The sequence below is a fragment of the Streptomyces sp. NBC_00376 genome (genome assembly GCF_036077095.1).
Lineage (GTDB): Bacteria > Actinomycetota > Actinomycetes > Streptomycetales > Streptomycetaceae > Streptomyces.
Genome location: NZ_CP107962.1, coordinates 130,929 through 151,396, shown reverse-complemented (window position 1 = coordinate 151,396; position 20,468 = coordinate 130,929). Strand labels below are relative to the sequence as shown.

The 20,468-nt window shown below is 68.7% G+C and carries 22 protein-coding genes and 1 pseudogene; 14 read left to right on the top strand and 9 right to left on the bottom strand.

The features are described from left to right. Nucleotides 1–108: 108 nt before the first annotated feature. Nucleotides 109–744, top strand: coding sequence for a hypothetical protein (locus OG842_RS43690; RefSeq protein WP_266738433.1), 636 nt, complete (start codon nt 109–111; stop codon nt 742–744). 86 nt (nt 745–830) lie between these two features. On the opposite strand, the gene OG842_RS43685 is transcribed toward OG842_RS43690, so the two are convergent. Both OG842_RS43685 and OG842_RS43680 read right to left on the bottom strand, forming a co-directional pair. Then, on the bottom strand, nt 831–2,039 hold the full coding sequence (locus tag OG842_RS43685) for an ISAs1 family transposase (protein WP_266738434.1): 1,209 nt from the start codon (nt 2,037–2,039) through the stop codon (nt 831–833). Nucleotides 2,040–2,194: 155 nt separating this feature from the next. After that, on the bottom strand, nt 2,195–2,671 hold the full coding sequence (locus OG842_RS43680) for a DUF6924 domain-containing protein (protein WP_266738435.1): 477 nt from the start codon (nt 2,669–2,671) through the stop codon (nt 2,195–2,197). 1,025 nt (nt 2,672–3,696) lie between these two features. Between OG842_RS43680 and OG842_RS43675 the strand changes: the two genes are divergently transcribed. From OG842_RS43675 to OG842_RS43655, 6 genes are all read left to right on the top strand, one after another. Then, nucleotides 3,697–4,524, top strand: coding sequence for a helix-turn-helix domain-containing protein (locus OG842_RS43675; RefSeq protein WP_266738436.1), 828 nt, complete (start codon nt 3,697–3,699; stop codon nt 4,522–4,524). A gap of 184 nt (nt 4,525–4,708) precedes the next feature. After that, entirely contained in the window at nt 4,709–4,918 is a 210-nt protein-coding gene (locus OG842_RS43670) for a hypothetical protein (protein WP_266738437.1), read from the top strand. Between the two features lie 121 nt (nt 4,919–5,039). Beyond that, nucleotides 5,040–5,744, top strand: coding sequence for a MauE/DoxX family redox-associated membrane protein (locus OG842_RS45560; RefSeq protein WP_353962620.1), 705 nt, complete (start codon nt 5,040–5,042; stop codon nt 5,742–5,744). Further along, nucleotides 5,674–6,174, top strand: coding sequence for a TlpA disulfide reductase family protein (locus OG842_RS43665; RefSeq protein WP_353962621.1), 501 nt, complete (start codon nt 5,674–5,676; stop codon nt 6,172–6,174). Before OG842_RS45560 ends, OG842_RS43665 begins: the two co-directional genes overlap by 71 nt. Next, nucleotides 6,171–8,093, top strand: coding sequence for an ABC transporter ATP-binding protein (locus OG842_RS43660; protein WP_266738439.1), 1,923 nt, complete (start codon nt 6,171–6,173; stop codon nt 8,091–8,093). The genes OG842_RS43665 and OG842_RS43660 overlap by 4 nt, the downstream gene beginning before the upstream one ends. Then, a complete protein-coding gene (locus OG842_RS43655; protein WP_266738440.1) occupies nt 8,090–8,590 on the top strand; it encodes a S26 family signal peptidase in 501 nt (166 codons plus the stop codon). Before OG842_RS43660 ends, OG842_RS43655 begins: the two co-directional genes overlap by 4 nt. A gap of 190 nt (nt 8,591–8,780) precedes the next feature. On the opposite strand, the pseudogene OG842_RS43650 reads toward OG842_RS43655, so the two are convergent. The 5 genes and pseudogenes from OG842_RS43650 to OG842_RS43630 all read right to left on the bottom strand — a co-directional run. Then, nucleotides 8,781–8,941, bottom strand: a pseudogene (locus OG842_RS43650) (IS6 family transposase); the annotation flags it as partial. Nucleotides 8,942–8,957: 16 nt separating this feature from the next. Beyond that, nucleotides 8,958–9,452, bottom strand: coding sequence for a hypothetical protein (locus OG842_RS43645; protein WP_266738503.1), 495 nt, complete (start codon nt 9,450–9,452; stop codon nt 8,958–8,960). A 56-nt stretch (nt 9,453–9,508) separates the two neighbouring features. Beyond that, nucleotides 9,509–10,396, bottom strand: a complete 888-nt coding sequence (locus tag OG842_RS43640) for an IS3 family transposase (protein WP_266738441.1) — start codon at nt 10,394–10,396, stop codon at nt 9,509–9,511. Nucleotides 10,397–10,502: 106 nt separating this feature from the next. Continuing rightward, nucleotides 10,503–11,762, bottom strand: coding sequence for a group II intron reverse transcriptase/maturase (gene ltrA / locus OG842_RS43635; protein WP_328512775.1), 1,260 nt, complete (start codon nt 11,760–11,762; stop codon nt 10,503–10,505). A 473-nt stretch (nt 11,763–12,235) separates the two neighbouring features. Further along, the gene (locus OG842_RS43630) at nt 12,236–12,559 is read right to left on the bottom strand and encodes a transposase (RefSeq protein WP_266738443.1); all 324 of its coding nucleotides are present in this window, start codon (nt 12,557–12,559) and stop codon (nt 12,236–12,238) included. A 41-nt stretch (nt 12,560–12,600) separates the two neighbouring features. Here OG842_RS43630 and OG842_RS43625 point away from each other — a divergent pair, with 41 nt between their 5' ends. The 3 genes from OG842_RS43625 (at nt 12,601) to OG842_RS43615 (ending at nt 14,256) form a co-directional block, all read left to right on the top strand. Beyond that, complete coding sequence (locus OG842_RS43625; RefSeq protein ID WP_266738444.1) at nt 12,601–12,897, top strand: MerR family transcriptional regulator; 297 nt, start codon at nt 12,601–12,603, stop codon at nt 12,895–12,897. A gap of 103 nt (nt 12,898–13,000) precedes the next feature. Further along, nucleotides 13,001–13,855, top strand: coding sequence for an IS5 family transposase (locus OG842_RS43620; protein ID WP_266487638.1), 855 nt, complete (start codon nt 13,001–13,003; stop codon nt 13,853–13,855). After that, nucleotides 13,852–14,256 (top strand): type IV toxin-antitoxin system AbiEi family antitoxin domain-containing protein, encoded by a 405-nt coding sequence (locus tag OG842_RS43615; protein ID WP_266487640.1) that lies wholly within the window; start codon nt 13,852–13,854, stop codon nt 14,254–14,256. The genes OG842_RS43620 and OG842_RS43615 overlap by 4 nt, the downstream gene beginning before the upstream one ends. A gap of 67 nt (nt 14,257–14,323) precedes the next feature. Here the strand turns inward: OG842_RS43615 and OG842_RS43610 are convergent, their stop codons facing one another. Together OG842_RS43610 and OG842_RS43605 are read right to left on the bottom strand one after the other, a co-directional pair. Further along, the gene (locus tag OG842_RS43610) at nt 14,324–15,571 is read right to left on the bottom strand and encodes a sensor histidine kinase (protein WP_266738445.1); all 1,248 of its coding nucleotides are present in this window, start codon (nt 15,569–15,571) and stop codon (nt 14,324–14,326) included. Further along, nucleotides 15,568–16,224, bottom strand: coding sequence for a response regulator transcription factor (locus OG842_RS43605; protein WP_266738446.1), 657 nt, complete (start codon nt 16,222–16,224; stop codon nt 15,568–15,570). Before OG842_RS43605 ends, OG842_RS43610 begins: the two co-directional genes overlap by 4 nt. A 173-nt stretch (nt 16,225–16,397) precedes the next feature. On the opposite strand from OG842_RS43605, the gene OG842_RS43600 reads away from it, so the two are divergent. The 4 genes from OG842_RS43600 to OG842_RS43585 are packed head-to-tail and all read left to right on the top strand — an operon-like array spanning nt 16,398 to nt 19,985. Continuing rightward, nucleotides 16,398–16,931 carry a hypothetical protein gene (locus OG842_RS43600; protein ID WP_266738447.1) on the top strand — a complete coding sequence of 178 codons (534 nt, stop codon included), beginning with the start codon at nt 16,398–16,400 and terminating at the stop codon, nt 16,929–16,931. 2 nt (nt 16,932–16,933) lie between these two features. Beyond that, a complete protein-coding gene (locus OG842_RS43595; protein WP_266738448.1) occupies nt 16,934–18,070 on the top strand; it encodes a peptidoglycan-binding domain-containing protein in 1,137 nt (378 codons plus the stop codon). After that, nucleotides 18,070–18,795 (top strand): ABC transporter ATP-binding protein, encoded by a 726-nt coding sequence (locus tag OG842_RS43590; RefSeq protein WP_266738449.1) that lies wholly within the window; start codon nt 18,070–18,072, stop codon nt 18,793–18,795. The genes OG842_RS43595 and OG842_RS43590 overlap by 1 nt, the downstream gene beginning before the upstream one ends. Then, nucleotides 18,792–19,985 (top strand): ABC transporter permease, encoded by a 1,194-nt coding sequence (locus tag OG842_RS43585; protein WP_266738450.1) that lies wholly within the window; start codon nt 18,792–18,794, stop codon nt 19,983–19,985. The genes OG842_RS43590 and OG842_RS43585 overlap by 4 nt, the downstream gene beginning before the upstream one ends. The last annotated feature ends 483 nt before the right edge of the window (nt 19,986–20,468 follow it).

Genomic DNA, 20,468 nt, shown 5'->3' with positions numbered 1-20,468 from the left:
AGGCCACCAGGCTGGAGCGAATCACCGCTAGACGGTCCGGTCACATGCTCTGACGGTGATCACCGTCACTCTCCGGCCGTTGTCAGTGGGCGAGCGGAGAATCACCGGATGACCCATGAACCGACGTCGGCCGGCGAGTCCGAGATTCTCGCCGTTTCCTTACGCACGTACCTGTCCGAGACCGGCTTCTCCCTCACCGGCCTGACCGGCAAGGAAGCGACCCAGTCCATCACCCGGGCGGTGGTGCAGTGGGTGGGAGCGTCGGGGTGGAGGTGCAGAGCAGAGGCGCAGATGCGCTACATCGACCCGCCCCGCCTGAAGAACGGCGGCTGCATCGCCTACTGGTCGCCGTCCTGGTCTGCCTACCTCGACCTGCGCGTGATCCGCAAAGACGGCCCGCCGGTCGCCGTGGAGATCGACCGCGCGGACGAGAGCACCGCCGTGGACAAGCTCCGAGACGAAGCACTCCGCGGGCGCCCCGCGCTATGGATCCGCTGGCACGGATCGCTGCGTGCCGAGCTCCCGGCCGGTGTGGCCCGTCTCCACCTGCCCACGCGGTCCAGCAAAGCGCCCTTGCGGTACTCGCTGGCCCCGGTGACCGGCACCGAGGCGATCACCCTCGGTCCAGCCGTCACCCCCGAGGCCCGAGCGGACGCTCTGCGGCGAGACCAGCAGCGGATCGCGGACGAGAAACGCGCGGCTGCCCGCCCCCAGGAACCAGGCCCCACCCGCTGCTACTGGTAAACCGGACACGCCATGGGCCCCAGAGGATCAGCCATGACGCCCCCGGGCCCCAGGGCCGCGTCGTTCAGGTGATGCGTCCCAGTTGATCACGTGATGCCGAGGGTGATCAGTGGACGGTTGGCGTCGCGGGTGTGGTGGCGGAGTCCAGCGGCAATGTTCGCCTGGCCGGCGAGTCGGAGAGCACCGATGGCCAGGTTGCGCAGGGATGCCATGGCGCGTGGAGCGGTGCCGGTGCGTACGCGGGAGGCGTCCTCGGCGTACGTGGTGTCCCTGACGTGGTGGATCTTGTTCTCGATGCCCCAGTGGTCGCGGACGCGGCGGGCGATCTCGGTTGCGTCGGCCTGCTCCGCGGTCAGGTCGGTCACCCCGTAGACGCGTTCCAGTGTGATCTTGCCCGTGGTGACGATTCGTCGGCGGCGCACGATCTGGACGGCCTGCGCCGCGTGTGGGAACGCGATCCCGGCGACGGCGGCAGCCTTGATCCGGCGGATCTCGTCGCGACCGTGTGCGGTGGCCCGGGTCTTGTCCAGGAGTGGCACTTCCCGCCATGGCAGGGTCTTCAGCCACCGGTGCAGGGTGGGCTGGTTGCCCTTGATCAACGCAATGTAGTGGGCGTGCTTGTCCTCGACGAGGAAGCGTGCGTGGGCGGTCTGCGAGTGGAGGGTGTCGAAGGTGACCACTGTGCCGTGCAGGTCGAGCGGGGCGAGCAGGGGCTGGAAGACGGTGATCTCGTTGGTCTTGCCGTCCACCTCGCGCTGGGCGGTGACCAGGCCGGTCCCCGTCATCGCGGCGAGTAGGTGGACCTGGGTGCTGTCGGTGCGGCGGGCACCGCGCACGGTCTTGCCGTCCACCGCGAGGGAGGGCATGGGCCGGCCGCGTGTGTCCTCCTCCTTGCCGGCGGCGGCGCGTTCGCGCCCGGCGAGCCAACTACCGACGGCCCTGTCCAGCGCGTTGCCGTCGATGCGCTGGAGAATACGACGCACAGTGGCCTCGGCCGGGGCGACGGGGCCACGGTCCGGCTCCCGGCACGGGCCGCCGAGCCGGGCCAGGACGTGCGGCGGGGCGTCGGCTGCCCACTCCGCGATTGCAGCCATGGACTTCGCTCCGGCCAGGACCGCGCACGCGGCCAGGGACAAGACGAAGGCGAGCGGATGGCGTCGGCCCTGGTCTCGGCGGGGATCGGGCACCCGGGCCAGGCAGGTCACCAGGCTGGGAAGGTCATCGAGGGCGGTCGGTGCGGCATCGGTGAGTTGGCCCAGAGGGCCCGGGATGAGCGAGGATGAGCGGGCAGGCACGGTCTTCCGTCATGGTGATCAGGGACTCGACACCTCATGATCACCGGAAGCCGTGCCTGCCTCTGCGTCAGCCACCGGCGACCACCCGCGCTCCTGCCTCGGCTCCTGAACCCAGATGCACTGCCTGAACGACGCAGTTGTGACTCTCGCTCCGTTCAGAAGGGCCGGAAGATCCCTTCGGGATCATCCTGGGCCCATGCTGCGAACTCCTCGAAGCCCAGGTTGCCGATACTCAGGTTCGCGTAGACCTCGTGGACCCCTGCGGGCATCGTGCGGAACTCGCCGCCGAAATCGGTCAGTTGCTCGTAGTCATCATCGTCGACGCAGTCCTCCCGCGTCAGCGTGGTGACCGCCAGCAACGGGTGGTGTTCGGCCTGCATGCTTACCCGGTCGACAAGGAAAACAACGGACAGGTTCTCATCACCGCTGACCGCAGTCAGCACCTCGTCGACGGTCGCCTCCGCACAGGCCGGATCGTTGATGAAGTGGACGCGCGCCTCGTACTGCCTGTCTCCCCAGGGCTCCATCAGTGCCGCTACCACGTCCTGCCACGCTTGGTCGTCGCGGTAGTCGGTCCTGACGACCAAGGCATCGAACTCATCGTGGCCAGTGACAACGGGCAACGTTTCCATGGGTCCTTCTTCTCGGTGACAATCGGTGAGCTGTGCCGTGACTGTCTCATGGTCCGTCTGTCACATCCCACGGGACCGGCGTTCCACCTTGGCATTGACTGTGCAACCTGGCCGTAGGATCTCTCAGCCTGAGCGGACACATCAGCAGTACCGCCGGCCTCCGGCACCACGCTCGCGACGCCAACAGGCCCCTGGCCCCCCTAAGCATCACGTGATCAAACCGGACAGACTCACTGAACGACGCCGCCCTGAGCCCGGGGGTGAGACTCCCTCGGGCTACCCGACCAGTGAAACCCGTCGGGCTCAAGCCGACGGCGGCCCGAGCGAACAGACCAAGCCAATGGCATTACGTGGTCTGGCGGTGGCGAAAGGCGCTGTGTGATTCTTGGCCCCGCGGAGCGGTCTCCGTAACGGGGAGGGAACATGGCTGAATCGAGCGATGCCGTCCGGCCACGAGAAACGCACACGGAATCCCGGCATGACCGCATGAAGTGCGCACGGCTATGGGTGACCGCCACGGATTCCCTGGCACGGGAATTTGAGCCGATTTCCCATCCCTCCCTACGGCCAGGCCGGGCGTCGCGTACTGGGTGACCGGCTGGCCCACTTCACCCGGGCCTTCCCGCACAACAAAGCACTGCCCGCTTGTTCTTGAGGCGTACGAATTCGGCACCTGACCGAAAATCGCCCGCCGTTATGCCTCGGTCGAGGGCGAGCGGACGCGTGCAAGGACCGGACCGCCGGCACTCGACTCCGCTCGTGCATCACACCATCCCCTACGCCCACCGGAGAGTTGCCATGCGTGCATTACCCCATTTACCCCTCGCCGCCTCGACTGCCGTGATCACTACTGTGTCCGACGAACTCGTGCGGGCGCTGCGGGGCGACGGCGAGGACACATACCCCCAGGCCGCCGCGCAGTGTCGATGCCGACGGTGGGTGCTCAGGTGCCCGACTCCCTGCTGACCAGGCACGTCCCGGCAGGGCGGAGGCTGCGATGCTTCGAGGAGCAGTGGGAGCTGGCCATGGGGCAGCCGCATGCGTCGCTGGGGCCGGGGGTGCTCTGCTACCGGGGATTCCGGTTCGCGCCAGGGCCGGTCCGCAGACGTCTGGGGATCCCGTGCGGGCTGGCGACCCTGGTCCTCGGCTTCGGCGAAGCCCTGCGGATCTCACCGGTGGGTGCGGCGCATCGGACCCGCACGGTCGTATCCCTGCTGAGCCCGCCCACTACGCGCCCAGCGCTGGGCGAGCACCATGGAGGGATCCGTGGCGTCGAGGTGATGCTCGCGCCGTGGGCAGCTTTCGAGCTGTTTGGTGTGGCCCTCGGGGACCTGCCCGAGCCCGGGGTGGAGCTCTCCGAGCTGCTCGGTGCCCAGGTCGATCACTTGGCGGAGCAGCTCGCACGGGCCTCGGGGTGGTCCTCCCGATTCGCCGTGGTCGACCAGTTCCTGCTGCGCTGCCGCGAGGACGGCCCCCGTGCGGCCGCTCGGGTGGTCGAGGCCTGGCAGCGGCTGGAACGTTCCCACGGCCGCCTGAAGATCACCGATTTGGCCGAAAGTCTCGTCTGGAGTCAGCGCCAGCTCGAGCGCGGGTTCGCAGAACAACTCGGGCTGACTCCCAAACGGCTGGCCCGCGTGCTGCGTTTGCAGCACGCGGCGGCGCTGCTCACGGCCGGTCGCAGTCCCGGTGAGGCCGTGTCCAGCTGCGGGTTCTGCGATCAGGCGCATCTGACAAGGGAGTTCACCGCGCTGACCGGACGCCCGCCGCTACGTTTTCTCGCCGAATATCAGAGTGGGGGAGGGAATGTCGACCGGATGGCCAGTCGCATTACCAGCATTCTGCAAGAAGGCTGAATCCCGCGTAGCGGTCCCACTCGCCCCCGGATGGAAGGAAATCTGCTGCAGCGTTGCGTCCCGTACCTGCCGTGCATGTCGAAAAAATCCAATGTCGATTTTCTTCAATACCGGCCGACCGACCGAATGCCAAGGTCGCTCATCCGACGAACGTCGGGCCGATTGACCTAGGGAGGAGAGTGACATGCTTCGCATGCTGGAATCCGCAGGGCAGGCCCTGCTCGAGCGATTTGTGCCCAAGATTTCCGCTTCGGCGCAGGTCGGGCCGCAGGGCTGCTGGAACGCGTGCTGGCAGTGCAACGTGGCCAACCGTTACCCGAACGTGAACACCTGGTGCCGCTACAACGCTCCGTGCTGTGGCACCGACGGCGGTTACCTGAACTGCTACTGCTGACCGTGCTCGTGGGGCCCGGGGCGTCGGCGCCGGGCCCTGCTCCACAGCGTCCGGGCGGGGCGAAGGCCCCCTGCGCAGGCCGGATGCGCCAGCCCACTCGACCTAGCAGCTCTGGAGGATCGTGGAGCCTTATCTCTCGACCTGGATCAGGTGTCTGATCGGTCTGGTCTTCCTGGTATCCGCGGTGAGCAAGGTCCGTGGCCGCCAGTCCTTCGCCGACTTCGCCGCGGCGGTCGAGGCACTGGCCCCCGTGCCCGGGGCGCGCAGGCTGCTGGCTCCCGCTGTGGTGGCCCTGGAGTTCGCCGTATGCGGGCTGCTGATCGCGCCACTGCCGGGGGCGTTCCGGTACGGCGCCTGGCTCGCGGCGGGTCTGCTGCTCGCCTTCGCTGTCGGTATCGCGTTCGCCGTACGGCGGGGTCAGGCCATGGCCTGCCGCTGCTTCGGGGCTTCTGCGACACCCGTCAGCGCCTGGCAGGCGGTACGCAACCTGGCACTGGCCGTCCCGGCCGGTGTCGCGGCCCTGGTCGGTCCGGGCTCCGGCGGTACCACCGGCGCAGTCACCCTGACAGTCGTGGTCGGGCTCGTGTGCGGCGCACTCGTCACCGTGCTCGACGAACTTGTGGAGCTCTTTTTGCCAGGTACGGGCACCGCCGCGTCGCCCGCCACCATGCCCACCACCATCCGACAGGAGAAACACCGTGCCCCTCATGATCGCCGCCCTCGTCTTCGTCGGGGCATTGTGCATCCTCAACCTCGTGCTGAGCCTCGGCATCATCAAGCGCCTGCGGGACCAAGCCGAGATCCTCAACCGCGACGGCAGCTCTAGCCCGCCCGTCTCGGTCGGCATGGGCGACGAGATCGGCGAGTTCATCACCCTCACCCTGGACGCCGAGCCGGTGGACGATGCGAGTCTGCGGCACGGCGACACTCTCGTCGCCTTCTTCTCGCCGAGCTGCCGCCCGTGCCAGGAGAAGCTGCCGAAATTCGTCGGCTTCGCCCCTTCGTTCCCCGGCGGCCGGGACAAGGTTCTCGCCGTCGTCGTGGGCGAGCCGGAGGAGGCCGCCGACATGCTGGAGCGGCTGCGTCCGGTGGCCCGGGTGGTACGCGAGTCCAGCACCGAGAAGGGGGAGATGAGCAAGGCCTTCGACCTCCAGGGATTCCCTGCCGTGCTGGTCGTCTCGCCCAGCCCCGAGCACGGCCGCCCCATCGTCACCGCCGACAACATCGCCCTCGACGTACCAGCGCCGGCCCGGTGAGATCGCTCCGCCGACGCGTACCGGCTTCCTCGGAGATCGGGACCGGGACCGGGCATACACGCTCCGCGCGCCGGCGCGTCACCGCCGCCGTCGTCCTGTGTGCCACTGCGGCGCCCTGGGCCTCGGCCGGTTACGCGACGCTCACCCTCACGTCCGGCCTGGTACCGGTGCTGATCGCGTGGATGACGAAGCTCCTGATCGACGGACTGACGCACGACGCGGATCTGCGGACGCTACTCATCCCCGCACTCGGTTACGTGCTGGCGGCCATCATCGTGGGCATCGGCCCGCTGGCCGCCCGCTATCTGCGGGGGGTGGTGGACCGTGAGGTGGGGCTGCTAGCCCAGGACCGGCTCTTCACTGCGGTGGGCCGCCACCCAGGCCTGGGACGGCTGGAGGATCCGGCCTTCCTGGACCGCCTGCGAGTGGCCCAGGACGTGGGCAGGACGGTCGCGGGCCAGCTCGCGGACGCGGCGCTGTCCGCGGGCCGCTCCCTGCTGACCGTCACGGGGTTTATGGTGTCCCTGGTGGCGCTCAACCCGGTGATGGCGCTCGTCGTTCTCGCGGCGGGCGTGCCGTCGCTCGTGGCCCAGCTCGCCCTGTCCCGGCACCAGGCCCGTGCCGTGCTCGAAGTGGGCAGGATCGAGCGCAGGGAGGACTTCTACGCCCGGTTGATCGCCGCACCCACCGCGGCGAAGGAGATCCGGCTCTTCGCGATCGGTGACTTCCTGCGGTCGCGGGTGCTAGCCGAGCGGCGGGCGGCCAACGCCGTCACCCAGTCCGTGGACGCACGCCAGACCAAAGTGCAGAGCGTCCTGGAAGTGCTGTCCTGCCTCGTCTCCGGAGCCGGTCTGGTGTGGGCGGTGTTCGCAGCCCACACCGGCGACCTCACGGTCGGCGGGGTCACGATGTTCGTGGCGGCGGTCGATGGTGTGCAGGGCTCGCTCGGCAGCCTGTTGATCCAGCTCGCGGCGTCCCAGCGCGCGCTGCTCATGTTCGACCACTACCTGGAGGTCGTCGAGGCCGAACCCGACCTTCCCGTGGCCGCTGAGCCGGTGCCGCTGACACCCCTGCGACACGGAATCGAACTGCGCGACGTCTGGTTCCGCTACGCCCCGGACCATGACTGGGTGCTGCGTGGCCTGAACCTGTTCATCCCGCACGGTGGTTCCCTGGCCCTGGTCGGCCTGAACGGTGCCGGCAAGTCCACGTTCGTCAAGCTGCTGTGCCGCTTCTACGATCCCACGCACGGCGCCGTGCTGTGGGACGGAGTCGACCTGCGCGACGCCGATCCGGTGGAGCTGCGCGCACGGATGAGCACGCTCTTCCAGGACTTCCAGCACTACGACATGACCGCTGCCGAGAACATCGGACTCGGTGACCTGCGGCTGCTGGAGGAACGCGACCGGATCGAGGCCGCGGCGGCCAAGGCGGGCATGCACGAGAAGCTCGTCCAACTGCCCCAGGGGTACGACACGATGCTCTCGCGCACCTTCCACCACGACGCTCCCGCAGAGGAACACCGGCCAGGAACGCTGCTTTCGGGCGGCCAGCACCAGCGCCTGGCACTGGCCCGGGCCTTCATCCGCGAAGGACGCGACCTGATGATCCTCGACGAACCCTCCGCAGGACTGGACGCCGAGGCGGAGCACGAGATCCACCTCTCGATCCGCCGCCACCGGGCAGACCGCACCAGCTTGTTGATCTCACACCGGCTCAGCGCCGTGCGCGACGCGCACCGGATCGCCGTACTCGGCGACGGGCAGGTAAAGGAGGAAGGAAGCCACCGCGAACTGCTCGGGTCTGGGGGCGAGTACGCACGCCTGTTCGCCCTCCAGGCCGACGGGTACACGGACGACGAGCATGGCCCGGGCACCGTCGGCCCGGCCGACCCGGTGGAAGCGGCGGCCGGACGATGATCGCTGACCACGCCGCGGTCATCACAGCCGCGCTCACCCGCCGTCTGGTGGCCGTCACCGTGAACGGAGTCAGCATGGAACCGGCCTACCAGGACCGTGACCAGGTGCTGGCCATCCGGGGCACGCGGCTCAAGGTCGGCAGGGTGGTAGTCGTCGAGTCCCCGTTCGGCACCAGCGGCTGGAGACAGCGGGCGCTCGCGACGAAGGCGGCCCCGTCCCTCGTGTCCCAGCGGCGGTGGATGATCAAGCGTGTCGTGGCCCTGCCCGGGGACCCCGTCCCGCGCCGGAGCGTCCCGGCACTCGCCGACGTGGCCGAGGACTGGGTACCGAACGGCATGGCCGTACTGCTGGGCGACAACCAGTCGGCGAGCTTCGACTCACGGGCGTTCGGCTATTTCCCCCTCGAACGGATCCTGGGCGTGGTGCGAGTCGCCGTACGTGCGCAAAACGGCTCGCCGAGTTCACGGGAGCCGTCGGGACCCGTGGGGGCCGTCTGACCGGGGCGAGTTCAGGACGCGCGAGGGAAGGCCTCTCGTACATCCCCGATACCAGGGAGGAAGGGGCATGGGATTCGACCTGTACATCGACTGCTCGCCACCTGTGACGACGGTGCTGTCACGTTGTTGAGTGTGGGAGTGCCTGACGGCGTGTCCGGGTGTGGTGGGCCGGGTTCTTCCGGCTCCGTGCTCAGGCCGCGGCAGGCAGGCCGGCGACGCCGGTGATCTGGTCCCAGATGGCGAAGCGGGTGGTCATCTCGGCGCGGTAGTGGCGGCGGTCATCAGGTGGCGGTGGGGTCGGAAGTGGGGTGAGATGCCGCTGAACGCGGACAGGAACCGCTGGGCGGCGCCGAGGGCTTGTAAAGAATCAATGTGGTGATTCGGCCTTCTGCGGAGCGTTTTCGGGTGGTGCGACGGAGGCGAGGAGGTCCGCTGCGGTGCGGAAGGGCGTGGCCGGTGTCGGGAGGTGGCCGTCTTCTTCCAGGAGGGGGCGGAGGTCACGGAAGATGGTGCCGATGGTCTGCGGGGTGACGTCGAAGAGGTCGGCGAGTACCTGTCGGGTGCATACGGTGCGCTGGTGGAGGACTGCGATCAGGATGCGTTCCGCGTGGAGGATCTTCTGGTGGAAGGCGCCTCCGTTCGTCCCGGGCTGACGCGGCCCGCCGCGCCGCTGGTAACGGCGCCGTTCCCGCAGGGCCGTATACCTCACCAGCAGCCGATCGGTCAGTTTCTGCAGGTCCTCGCGGCTCATGCCGGTCAGTGACGGGTCGGACAGCACCGTGGAGATGTCCGACCGCCGGGGCGGGGTGGCGGAGCCAGTCCGTACGAAGGCGAGGACCTCCTGCGCCTGGGTGAAGTGCAAGGCGGTGGGGGTGATGGCGTAGTTGAAGTTTCCCCGTGATCCTGGACACGATCTTGTTATGCCGCGAGGGCTTGTTGTTGGTGCTGCCGGGTCTCGGTCGGGGTGAGGTAGCCGAGGACCTTGTGTTTGCGCAATCGGCGGCGGTTGTAGAAGGTCTCGACGAAGGCGAAGACGTCGGCGCGCGCGGTGGCCCGGTCGGGCCAGGTGCGGGTGCCGATCTCTTCTTTGAGCAGAGCCCAGAAGCTTTCCGCGGCGGCGTTGTCGAAGCATGATCCGGTGCGGCCGCAGCTCTGCTGCAGGCCCAACTCCCGTATCTCTCGCCGGAATTGGTCTGACGTGTATTCGCTGCCGCGATCCGAATGCGCAACACATCCGGGCTGCAGGTCGCCGCGGCAGTGAGCCATCCGCAGCGCGTCGACGACCAGGGAAGCACGGTGGTGGTCGGCCATCGCGTAGCCGACGACCTCGCGGGTGGCCAGGTCCAGCCAGCACGCGAGGTAGAGCCAGCCCTCGGCCGTGGGGAGGAAAGTGATGTCCCCGACCAGTTTCGTGCCCGGCCGCTCCGCGTGAAAGTCGCGGCCGATCAGATCCGGGGCCGGCCTGGCCTTCTTGTCCGGCCGGGTCAGCGAACGCCGGCGGCGCCGGTGGGCGCCCTGGATGCCACGTTCGCGCATCAGACGGGCAATGCGCTTGCGGTTCACGCGCCGTCCCAGGCGCCGCAGTTCGGCGTGAATACGCGGGACGCCGTAGGTGTGGCGGGACGCAAGGTGGATGACGGTGATCTCGTGGGCCAGGGCCTCATCGCCAGCCCGACGTGCAGCACGGTCCTTCGCAGCGGCCCGCCAGGCATAGAAGGAGGAGCGGGCCACGTTCAGCAGCCGACACAGCCAAGCGATGTTGTGGGTGGTCTTCTCCGCCTCGATGAACGCGAATATCTCGTTCACCGGTCGCTCTCCTTCGCGAAGTCGGGTGGCCCGGGGGGATTTCGCCCCCGGGCTCCCACAGATCCGTACGTGACCGTCTCCGGTCATACGGCTCTTGTCGTCCTGGTCACCAGACCCGGGCGGGCTCGGTCACCCAGACCCAGTGCGCGAGAAGCCGGGGGTGTCGATCAACCCCGGACCACCACGCACGGAAGGTCGCCGACCAGCTTCGCCGCAGCCTCCGGTACTTCCCGCGCAGCCACCGGACCACGTAGGCGTTGATCCGTTTCAGGAGGGGATAGAGGGCCGACCTGTTGTAGGCCCCGTAGTACTGCATCCATCCCCGCACGACCGGATTGATCCAGTCCGCGAGGTCTCGGGCCTCGCCCTGCACCCACCGGTGCAGGCGCCAGGAACGCACCACCTCGCCCATCCGCTTCAGGGCCTTGTCCGAGACCGCCGGAGAGAAACTCCGGAACAGTCCTTTCCGCCCGTCCACGGTGCGCTCGCGGAAGTCGTAGCCCAGGAACGTGAACCTCGTGTGCTCGAAAGAACTCTTGCGGTTCGCGTCCCGGCAGTAGACGATCTGCGTCTTGTAGGGGTGTAGTTGAAGGCCGACCGAATCCATGCGCGCATCCAGCGCGGCCAGCACCGCTCTCGCCTCGGCGAGACTGCGGCAGTGGATGACCGCGTCGTCGGCATACCGTTCGAAGCGGACGTCCGGGAAGGCCCGGTTCAACCACATGTCGAACGCGTAGTGCATGAACAGGTTCGCCAGGACGGGAGATACCGCTGATCCCTGCGGGGTGCCCTTGGCGCGCTCGATCAGCACACCGTCCGCATGTTGCAGCGGGGCAGCAAGCCACCGCTTGACATACAACAGGACCCAGGGGAGCTCACAGACCGAGCCCACCGCCTTGAGCATCAAGTCCCACGGCACCGAGTCGAAGAACGCCTTGATGTCGAGATCGACCACCCAGTCGTACTTCCAGCACCGCTCCCGGCACGTGCCCACCGCGTCGGTCGCTCCCCGCCCTGGGCGGTAGCCGTAGGAGTCCGGATGGAAGATCGGCTCGACCCTCTTCTCCAGCACCATCGCCACCACCGTCTGCGCGACACGGTCGCCCACAGTCGGCACTCCGAGGACCCTGATGCCGCCCTGCGGCTTCGGGATCTCCACCATGCGCACCGGCGGCGGGAAGTAGCAGCCCGAGGACATCCGGTTCCAGATCTTGTACAGGTTTCCCCGCAGATCCTCCTCGAACTCCTCGATAGCCACCGCGTCCACGCCCGGCGCGCCCTTGTACGCCCTGACCTTCTCCCAAGCCTCCATCACCAGCAGCTTCGGTATACCGAACGGCTTGACCGGTGCTTTCAACTCATCCACGCCAATTCCTCCCGGAGCACTTCCGGTTGATCGAATGAACAAGTCACGAACGACCCGGCCCCTTCGCTCCGCCCCCATTACAGGGACTTCACCACTACTACGAGCCGGTCCGCCGGCGCACGCCCGACATGGACGTACGCCTTCTCCTGTTCCGCACAGACCCCGCAGATCGGGCTCGCGCCACCTTCACGCCGGACACCACCTGGCCAGGAAGCGGACACCCGCCAGACTCATCCCGGGGAGCCTTCAAGCCCCGGTTTCGATGTCGCCCAAGCATTTCGACGCATCAGCAGTGGTTCGCTCTCGCTCGCCTTCCCGATCCCCACCTGACGCCCTTTCAAGGACGCCTTTTCCTCCGACGCTCACCACGACGGTCTTCAGCCAACGCGGCAGGAGGCGGTTTGGAGTCTCCCTCCGCAGGGGCGACTCCGAGGGGCCAAAACCCTCATCATCTGTGCAGCATCATCCAGTTGCTACCGACCTACACCGGCAGCCCCTTTCCGTTCAGGACGCACGAAGACCGCGGCTTTTCGCAGCACCTCGATCGTCTTGGCCTGCTCGGCGTTCTGCCTGCGCAGTCGCTTGAGCTCCTCACGCTCGGCACTGGTCAGCTCGCCGGGCCGGCCCTCGCCACGGTCCGCCTTGGCCTGGCGGTACCAGCTGCGTAGGGATTCCGGGCTGACCCCGAGATCCCGGGCGACCTCGGTGACCGTACGGCCGGTGGAGCCGACGAGCGCGATGGCGTCCCGCTTGAACTCCTCTGTGTACCGCTTGGTCCGGTTGTTCGTACTTCCCACCTGGCACTACTTCCTCTGGAACTTCAGGTCCCAGTCTCCAGGTGTCCACGATCAAGGGGAAGCTTCACCCGCGCCCCGAGCGTCAGGGCGGACAGCGACACTATCCGCCCGAGGCCGCGCAGCGGATCACGCTGTTGCACAAGTTTCAGCAGGCCGGCCTGACTTTGACCGAGATCGGCGAGTTCCAGCAGGACCGGCCGCGCAGGCAGGCGTTGATCCGGAGCAAGCTCGGGGAGATCGAGCAACGCGTGATCGATCTCGACCATGCCCACCAGCTCATGGCACACGCCCGCGAGCAATACTCGATACCGCCGAATACTCTCGACGCGGAACACTGAGAGGGCGTTAAGTCCCGTTCCTGATGGTGTGGTGTCACCCGTTCGTGGGTGATGGGACAGTTCCGCCCTCGCGTCATGTCGTGTGCATGATGGGGTCGCGGGCATGGAACGGATGCCGTACTCGACTGACTTGTCCGACGGGCAATGGGCGTTGATCGAGCCGCTGGTCACCGCGTGGAAGCAGGAGCGGGTGGCGCGGTCGGCGACCGGGGACCCGGGCTCCTGTGACCTGCGCGAGGTCGTGAACGCGCTGCTCTACCAGAACCGGACGGGTTGTCAGTGGCGGCTCCTGCCGCACGACCTCCCGGCCTGGTCGGCGGTGTTCTACTACTTCACCCTGTGGCGCCAGGATGGCCTTGACCAGCGGATCCAGGAGATCCTGCGCTGCCAGGTGCGGGAGCGGTCCAGACGATTAGAGGACCCGTCCCTGGTGATCATCGACACCCAGTCCGTCCGCGTGGCGGCCGGGGTGCCGAGGGAGACGACGGGATTGGACGCGAACAAGAAGACGCCCGGCAGGAAGCGGGGACTCGCCGTGGACGTGCTGGGCCTGATCATCGGTGTGGTGATTTTCGCCGCGAGCGCGCACGACAACGAGGCCGGCATCGCCCTGCTGGACCAGGCAGCCGAACGATGCGGGATGCGCCTGGAAAAAGTCCTCGTCGACCAGGGCTTCAAAGACGCCGTGATCATCCACGGGGCGGTGAAGGACATCACCGTCGAGGTGGTCCGACGCAACCCCGACGACAAGGGCAAAGGCTTCGTCCCGCAACCGAAGCGGTGGGTGGTCGAGCAGGTCAACGGCACCCTCATGCTGCACCGGCGCCTGGCCCGCGACTACGATCACCGGCCCGACAACGCGGCCTCCCGCGTCTACTGGGCCTCCACCGCCGGCATGCTCCGGCGCCTCACCGTCCCGAGCCCCGTCTGGCGGGACGAGATCGAGCTGGCCGCGTGAACATCAGCGAACTCCTGCGGCTGCTGCAGACCGAACACGACGAGACCGCCGCACGAGCCGACAACCTACGCGAGCAGATCGAGCGGCTCACCACCGCCCTCGCCGAGACCGAAGCCCGCGTGGCCGAGCTCGCCGCCACCCGCAAGGTCATCGACGGCCTCATCCCTCCCGACCACGCAGCGGCCCCCGCGGAAACCGCCACCGCCACCGTCTACCAGCGCATCGTGACCACATTCAACGAGCACCCCGGGAAGGTGTTCCGCGTCCGCGATCTGCACGAGCACCTCGGCCTGCCCACCGACGAGCCCTCGATCAACGTCACCCGCTCCCGCCTGGGCCGACTCGTCCGCCAGGGACTCCTCGAACAACCCGGACGCGGCCGCTACCAGAAACGGACTTAACACCCTCTGAGAGTGACTTTTTTGGTCAGCGACTCGGGGCACAGCGCGCGCCTTGTACCGGCGGAGATCAGATGTTCCGAGGCGTTGGATTCTCAGAGGCCGGACTCTGCGAGGCCTGTTCCATTTGTGTGGTGGGCAGTTCGACTCGGACGGTGAGGCCGCCGTCGGGGCGTGGGGTGGCGGTGAGCTCGCCGTGGTGGGTCAGGGTGATCGCCCGGACCACGGCCAGTCCCAGCCCGGTCCCGTCGCTGCGGTGTTCCCGACCGCGCTGGAACGGTTCGAAGAGGGCGGGGATTTCGTCCGGATCCAGCACGGGGCCGGTGTTGCCGACCTCGATGAAGGCAAGGCCGCCGACGGTGCCGGTGGTCACCGTCGCCGCGCCGTCACGGTGGTTGTGCCGTACCGCGTTGGCCAGCAGGTTCAGTGCGATCTGCCGCAGCAGTGAGGGGTCGCCCGTGACCGGGGCGGGCCCCGGATCGGCGGTGATCCGGATACCCGCCGTCCGGGCCTCGTCGGCCAGGTCCGCCAAGGCGTCCCTGGCGGTGTCCTCGAGGTCGACCGGATGCGGCGTCAGCTGTCCGCTCTCGCCACGCGCCAGTGTCAGCAGTGCCGCGATCAGGCGCTCAGTGCGGGCGTTGGCATCCAGCGCGCGCTGGACGGCGGGTCTCAGATCGGCCGGGACCCGGCCTTGGGCGAGCGGGATCTCCAGGGCGGTGCGCTGGAGGGTGAGCGGGGTGCGCAGTTCGTGCGAGGCATGGGAGGTGAAGCGGCGCTGGGCGGTGAAGCTGCGGTCCAGGCGGTCGAGCATGGCGTCGAAGGTGTTGCCGAGTTCGCGGACCTCGTCGTGCGGGCCGGTCAGGCCGAGCCGTTCGTCCAGGGTGCTGCCGGCGGCGATCCGCCGGGCCGCCGCAGTGACCTGGTGGAGGCGGTGCAGTGAGCGGCTGCTGCCCCACCAGGCGAGCAGCGCGGCAAGTGCGGTGAAGACGGCGAGCAACAGCAGGGAGCGCAGCAGCAGATCACTGAGGACGGTGTGCTGAAAGTCCTCGAAGCCCTGGGCGGGACTGACGACCGCGGCGGGCTCCGAGGAGCCTTGCGGCGTGGCGGCGGGGATCGGCTCCGCCTGGGCGGGAGCCGGCACGCTCGCGGGGACAATGCGGTGGCGGTTTTCCTTCAGGAGTTGACGGGCGCTCAGCCAGTTCAGCAGGAGCAGCCCGCAGCCGAGGACTGCGAAGACCGCCGTGGTCATCAGGGTCAGTCGGCCGCGCAGGGGCAGCCCGTGCAGCGAGAGACGGCGACCGGTCCGGGGTCGGCTCACAGCCGGTACCCGTAGCCGGGGTCGTTGGTGATCAGTGGCGGTTCGCCGAGCTTGCGGCGCAGCGAGTGGACGGTGACCCGGACGGCGGTGGTGGCCGGGTCCAGCGCCGCGTCCCACAGGCTGTCCCGCAGCTGCTCGGTGGGGACCGGGGCGCCGTCCGCGGCCAGCAGCAGTTCCAGCACACCGAGCTCCTTGGGTGTCAGCCTCAGTGGCCGGCCGTCGCGTTCGGCGACCCTGCGCACGGTGTCCAGGTTGACGCCGTGCCTGCTCAGTACGGTGGCACTGCTGCCGGCAAGGGAGCGGCGGCCGAGCGCGCGCAGCCGGGCTATCAGCTCCAGGTACGAGAAGGGTTTGGCCAGGTAGTCGTCGGCGCCCTGGCCGAGGCCGTCGACCAGGTCGGCGAGGGCGCCGGCGGCGGTGAGCATCAGGATTCTGGCCGGGTAGCCGGCTGTGTTCAGGGCCCGGCAGACGGCGTCCCCGCTCAGGTTGGGCAGGTGCCGGTCCAGGAGCAGGACGTCATACTCGGCGGCGGCCGTCATTTCGAGCGCGCGGGCGCCGTCGTGGGCGACTTCGCAGACCATGCCCTCGGCGCGCAGGCCCTCGGCGAGCATCGCGGCCAGGTCCACCTCGTCCTCGACGATCAGCACTCGCATTCCGTTCCACTCCACTCCACTCGCCGCGCTCTGCCCTGTCCCTGCCCTGCCCTGGTCAACGGTGCCTCAGCAGGCGTTAGCCAGCAGTTAGGCACACACTCACCCGTGCATAACTCGTCGATCCGTAGGAATGGGCGGAGGTCATTGTCGATGTCCAGCAGGGAGAGCAGGAAATGCGTACCAAGACCGTACGGACCGTACTGACGGCGACCGCCGTGACGGCGGCGCTGGTGATAACCGGCTGCTCCTCAAAGGAAACGGCGCCCAACGTGGCCGGGGGCGACGGCGTGGGGAACAGCAAGCCGCAGGACGACAGCGCCGTCCGGCGGGCCTGGGTGGACTGCATGCACAAGCAGGGCCAGACCAGCGTCGAGCAGGACAAGGACGGCAACATCAACGTCCCGGCCTCGGCCACCGATGCCGACAGTCCCGGCTCGGCCAACGGCTTCGACGCGGCGAGCAAGGTCTGCGACGCCAAGGTTCCCGGCATCCACCAGGCCCTGCCGAAGGGCAACGAGAAGGCCGTCGAGCAAGGGCGCGCCTTTGTCGCGTGCGCGCGGAAGAACGGCTACGCGGACATCCCTGACCCCGACCCCAAGAACGGCATCCTCAATTTCCCGGCGAAATCGTTCGACTCCGCCGCGTGGGACGCCATCCAGCCGGCCTGCGGCAAGCTCCCGATGCCCGGCTACTCGATCGGTCAGTGATCATGAGCCGCACTGTTGAGACCACCGCCCCGGCTGATAACTCGCCCGTCCCCGCGCGAAAGAAGCGCCGTAAGGTCGTCGTCGCGCTCGTCCTGGTCGCCGCGCTCGGCGGCTCGGGTGCACTCGCCGCGATGCGCCCCTGGGAGCACCACGGCACCGCCTCCGAGCAGCCGTCCGTCAGCCACGGCACCGTCGCGGTGCAGAAGGGCTCGCTGTCCACCGGCATCCAGGTCGGCGGCGCGCTCAGCTACAGCACCCCGACTCCCGTCATCGCCTCCGGCCGCGGAACCATCACCGCCCTGCCCGCCGTCGGTGCCGTCATCAAGGCGGGAGCGAAGTTGTACGAGGTCGACGGACGGCCCGTGGTGCTGCTCACCGGGGACCGGCCGATGTGGCGCGACCTCGGCCCCGGGATCAGTGACGGACCCGACGTCGAACAGCTCAAACGCAACCTGATCAAGCTCGGTCACGCCGACGGACTCGGCCTGACGGCCGACCAGAAGTTCACGCCTGGGACCGTCACCGTCGTCAAGCGCTGGCAGAAGGCCCTCGGTGAGAAGCAGACGGGGACGGTCACGCTCGGCAGCGTCGTCATGCTGCCGCAGGCGGTCGTGCGGGTGCAGCAGCTCGGCGCGCAGCTCGGCTCGGCCCTCGGGTCCACCGCTGTCATGACCGTGTCCGGCACCGACCTGGTCGCCACCGCGCAGCCCGCCGACAACCAGCTCTCCCAGTTCAAGCCCAACGGCCGGGTGACGGTGAAGCTGGCCGACGGCAGCACCATCGACGGACGCATTCGCTCACTGGTCCGCGGCGGTTCCGGCGACGGCGGGGACAACGGCTCGGACGGCTCCGGTGGCGCGGACAAGACCACCGTCACCATCGCGCTGGACCACCAGCGGCAGGCCAAGCAGGCCGGGCCCTCCTCCGTGACCGTCACCGTCGTCGGCGAGACCGTCAGCGATGCACTCATCGTCCCCGTCACCGCGCTGCTCGCGCTGGACGGCGGCGGCTACGGAGTCCAGGTCGTCAGCGGCACCACCACTCGGCTCGTCAGGATCCAGCTGGGACTGGTCGCCGACGCCAAGGCGCAGATCACCGGGGATGTCAAAGCCGGCGCCCAGGTGGTGATTCCGAAGTGATGCCCCATCAGCCACCCGGCAGGGCACCCGTACTTGAACTCTCCGGCATCACCAAGGAGTACCCGGGGTCACCGCCGCTGCGCATCCTGCACGGCATCGACCTCACCGTCGAAGCCGGGGAACTCCTGGCCGTCGTCGGCCCCTCCGGCTCCGGCAAGTCCACGCTCCTCGCGCTGCTCGGCTCCCTCGACCGGCCCACTGCGGGGAAGCTGCGCTTCGAAGGACGTGACCTGTCCGCGCTCTCCGACCCCGAACTGGCCGCCTTGCGCGCCCACCGGATCGGCTTCGTCTTCCAGCAGTTCTTCCTGCTGTCCGGGCTCACCACGGTCGAGAACGTCGCCACCGGCCTCCTCTACAGCGGCGCCCCCGCCTCACTCCGGCGCGCCAGAGCTGCCGAAGCCCTGCGCGAGGTGGGCCTCGGACACCGACTCCGCCACCACCCCGACCAGCTCTCCGGTGGCGAGAAGCAGCGCGTCGCCATCGCCCGCGCCCTCGTCGGCAACCCCGCACTGCTGCTCGCCGACGAACCCACCGGGGCCCTGGACAGCGTCTCCGGCGCCGCCGTCGTCGAACTGCTGCGCACCCTGAACGCCAACGGCACCACGGTCGTCGTCATCACCCACGACCGCGAACTGGCCGCCTCCTTCCCCCGGCGAATCACCCTCCACGACGGCCGCATCGACTTCGACGAACGCGGCCCGCACCCCGCAGGAGCTGCCCGATGACGCCACCCCTGCGACGCACCCGGCTGCGCCCGACGGACACGCTGCGCCTCGGCCTGATCGGACCACGCACGCGCAAGATGCGCTCCGCCCTGTCCGCGCTCGGTATCTCCCTGGGCATCGCCGCCGTCATCGCTGTGACCGGGATCTCCGCCTCCAACCAGGCGCACCTGCTGGAGCGCCTGGACCGGCTCGGCTCCAACCTGATCACCGTCGCCCCCGGCAACGGCGCCGATCAGAAGCCGGTGCCGCTGCCGCCCACGGCCGAGAAGATGCTCGCCAACATCGCACCCGTGCAGCAGGTCACCGCGACCGGGGCCACCAAAGCCCAGGTCTACCGCAACGACCTGGTCCCGGCGCAACAGACCAACAGCCTCACCGTGCTGGCCGCCCGGCTCAACCTGCTCGACGTCCTGCACGCCACCCTGCAGAGCGGGCACTGGCTGGACAAGGCGAGCGAGAACCTCCCGGTGACCGTGCTCGGCGACCAGGCCGCACTCCGGCTCGGCGTGACCGCACCTGGTGAGCGGGTCCGGCTGGGCGGACAGTGGTTCGTCGTCACCGGAATCCTGGCCCCGAACGAGCTCGCACCCGAGCTCGGCACCGCCGCCCTGGTCGGCTGGCCCCAGGCCACCGCCCACCTGGGCGCGGACGGAACCGCCGCCATGATCTACCTCAGGGCCCACCCCGAACGCGTCCCCGACGTACAGACCGTTGCCGGAGCCACCGCCGATCCTGCCAACCCGAGCACGGTCGCCGTCAGCCGCCCTTCCGACCTGTACACGGCACGGGCCGAGACCAAGAACTCCCTCACCGGACTCGTCCTCGCCCTCGCCGCGGTCGCCCTGCTCGTGGGCGGCGTCGGCATCGCCAACACCATGGTCGTGGGAGTGATGGAACGCCGCGGCGAAGTCGGACTGCGCCGCGCGCTGGGCGCCCGAGGCGGCCAGATCGCCGTTCAGTTCCTCATCGAGGCCGTACTGATGGGCCTCATCGGAGGAGTCGGCGGGCTGTTCGTCGGCGGCCTCGCGGTCTACGGCTACGCCCTCGCACAGGGCTGGCCCGCCTCCATCCCGCTCTATACGGTCATCGCCGGACCGCTGGTGTCAGTACTGGTGGCGGCCGTCGCCGGAATCTACCCGGCACTGCGCGCAGCCAGGGTGTCCCCGACAGACGCCCTGCGCTCGGCCTGACCGACACGCCGGAGCCTCCGAGGTCGCAGGCTGGGCCCGACTACGCGGACATGACGTACGCCGATGCCCATGCGCCGCTTCTCCGGACCCATGTGAACCCGTACGGGCGATTCAAGCTCGACATGAGTTCGCACCCGGAGATCCCAGGCATCGCCGCTCCCAGGCCACGCACCGTGCCCGGGAGCGGCGACGGTCGACGGCCCTTATCTCTCCGCAGTCGACGCACTGGTGCCGCGGACGGTGATTCTCCGGGTGATGCCACAGAAGGAGCACGGCTCCGCGCGAGCCCGGCCGCGGCCGACCGCTTCCCCACACCCCGAAACGGCGATCCAGGACCCACACATGATCTGACCTCACGTCAACCCCCGAGGGATTTCCGGAGCGGACCACTAAGGCCGCGGCCCACTGCTGGCATCTCCATCCAGTCGGCGGTGGAGGAAGGCATGTCCACAAGGGCTCCGGCATCCGTACCTCCAGGCCCCT

Excerpts from the sequence above, each read along its gene's own strand:
- OG842_RS43585 (WP_266738450.1), top strand. The coding sequence starts at position 18,792 with ATGACGCCACCCCTGCGACGCACCCGGCTGCGCCCGACGGACACGCTG.
- OG842_RS43590 (WP_266738449.1), top strand. The coding sequence starts at position 18,070 with ATGCCCCATCAGCCACCCGGCAGGGCACCCGTACTTGAACTCTCCGGC.
- OG842_RS43620 (WP_266487638.1), top strand. The coding sequence starts at position 13,001 with ATGGAACGGATGCCGTACTCGACTGACTTGTCCGACGGGCAATGGGCG.
- OG842_RS43680 (WP_266738435.1), bottom strand. The coding sequence starts at position 2,671 with ATGGAAACGTTGCCCGTTGTCACTGGCCACGATGAGTTCGATGCCTTG.
- OG842_RS43655 (WP_266738440.1), top strand. The coding sequence starts at position 8,090 with ATGATCGCTGACCACGCCGCGGTCATCACAGCCGCGCTCACCCGCCGT.
- OG842_RS43670 (WP_266738437.1), top strand. The coding sequence starts at position 4,709 with ATGCTTCGCATGCTGGAATCCGCAGGGCAGGCCCTGCTCGAGCGATTT.
- OG842_RS43605 (WP_266738446.1), bottom strand. The coding sequence starts at position 16,224 with ATGCGAGTGCTGATCGTCGAGGACGAGGTGGACCTGGCCGCGATGCTC.
- OG842_RS43595 (WP_266738448.1), top strand. The coding sequence starts at position 16,934 with ATGAGCCGCACTGTTGAGACCACCGCCCCGGCTGATAACTCGCCCGTC.
- OG842_RS43675 (WP_266738436.1), top strand. The coding sequence starts at position 3,697 with ATGGGGCAGCCGCATGCGTCGCTGGGGCCGGGGGTGCTCTGCTACCGG.
- OG842_RS43600 (WP_266738447.1), top strand. The coding sequence starts at position 16,398 with ATGCGTACCAAGACCGTACGGACCGTACTGACGGCGACCGCCGTGACG.
- OG842_RS43690 (WP_266738433.1), top strand. The coding sequence starts at position 109 with ATGACCCATGAACCGACGTCGGCCGGCGAGTCCGAGATTCTCGCCGTT.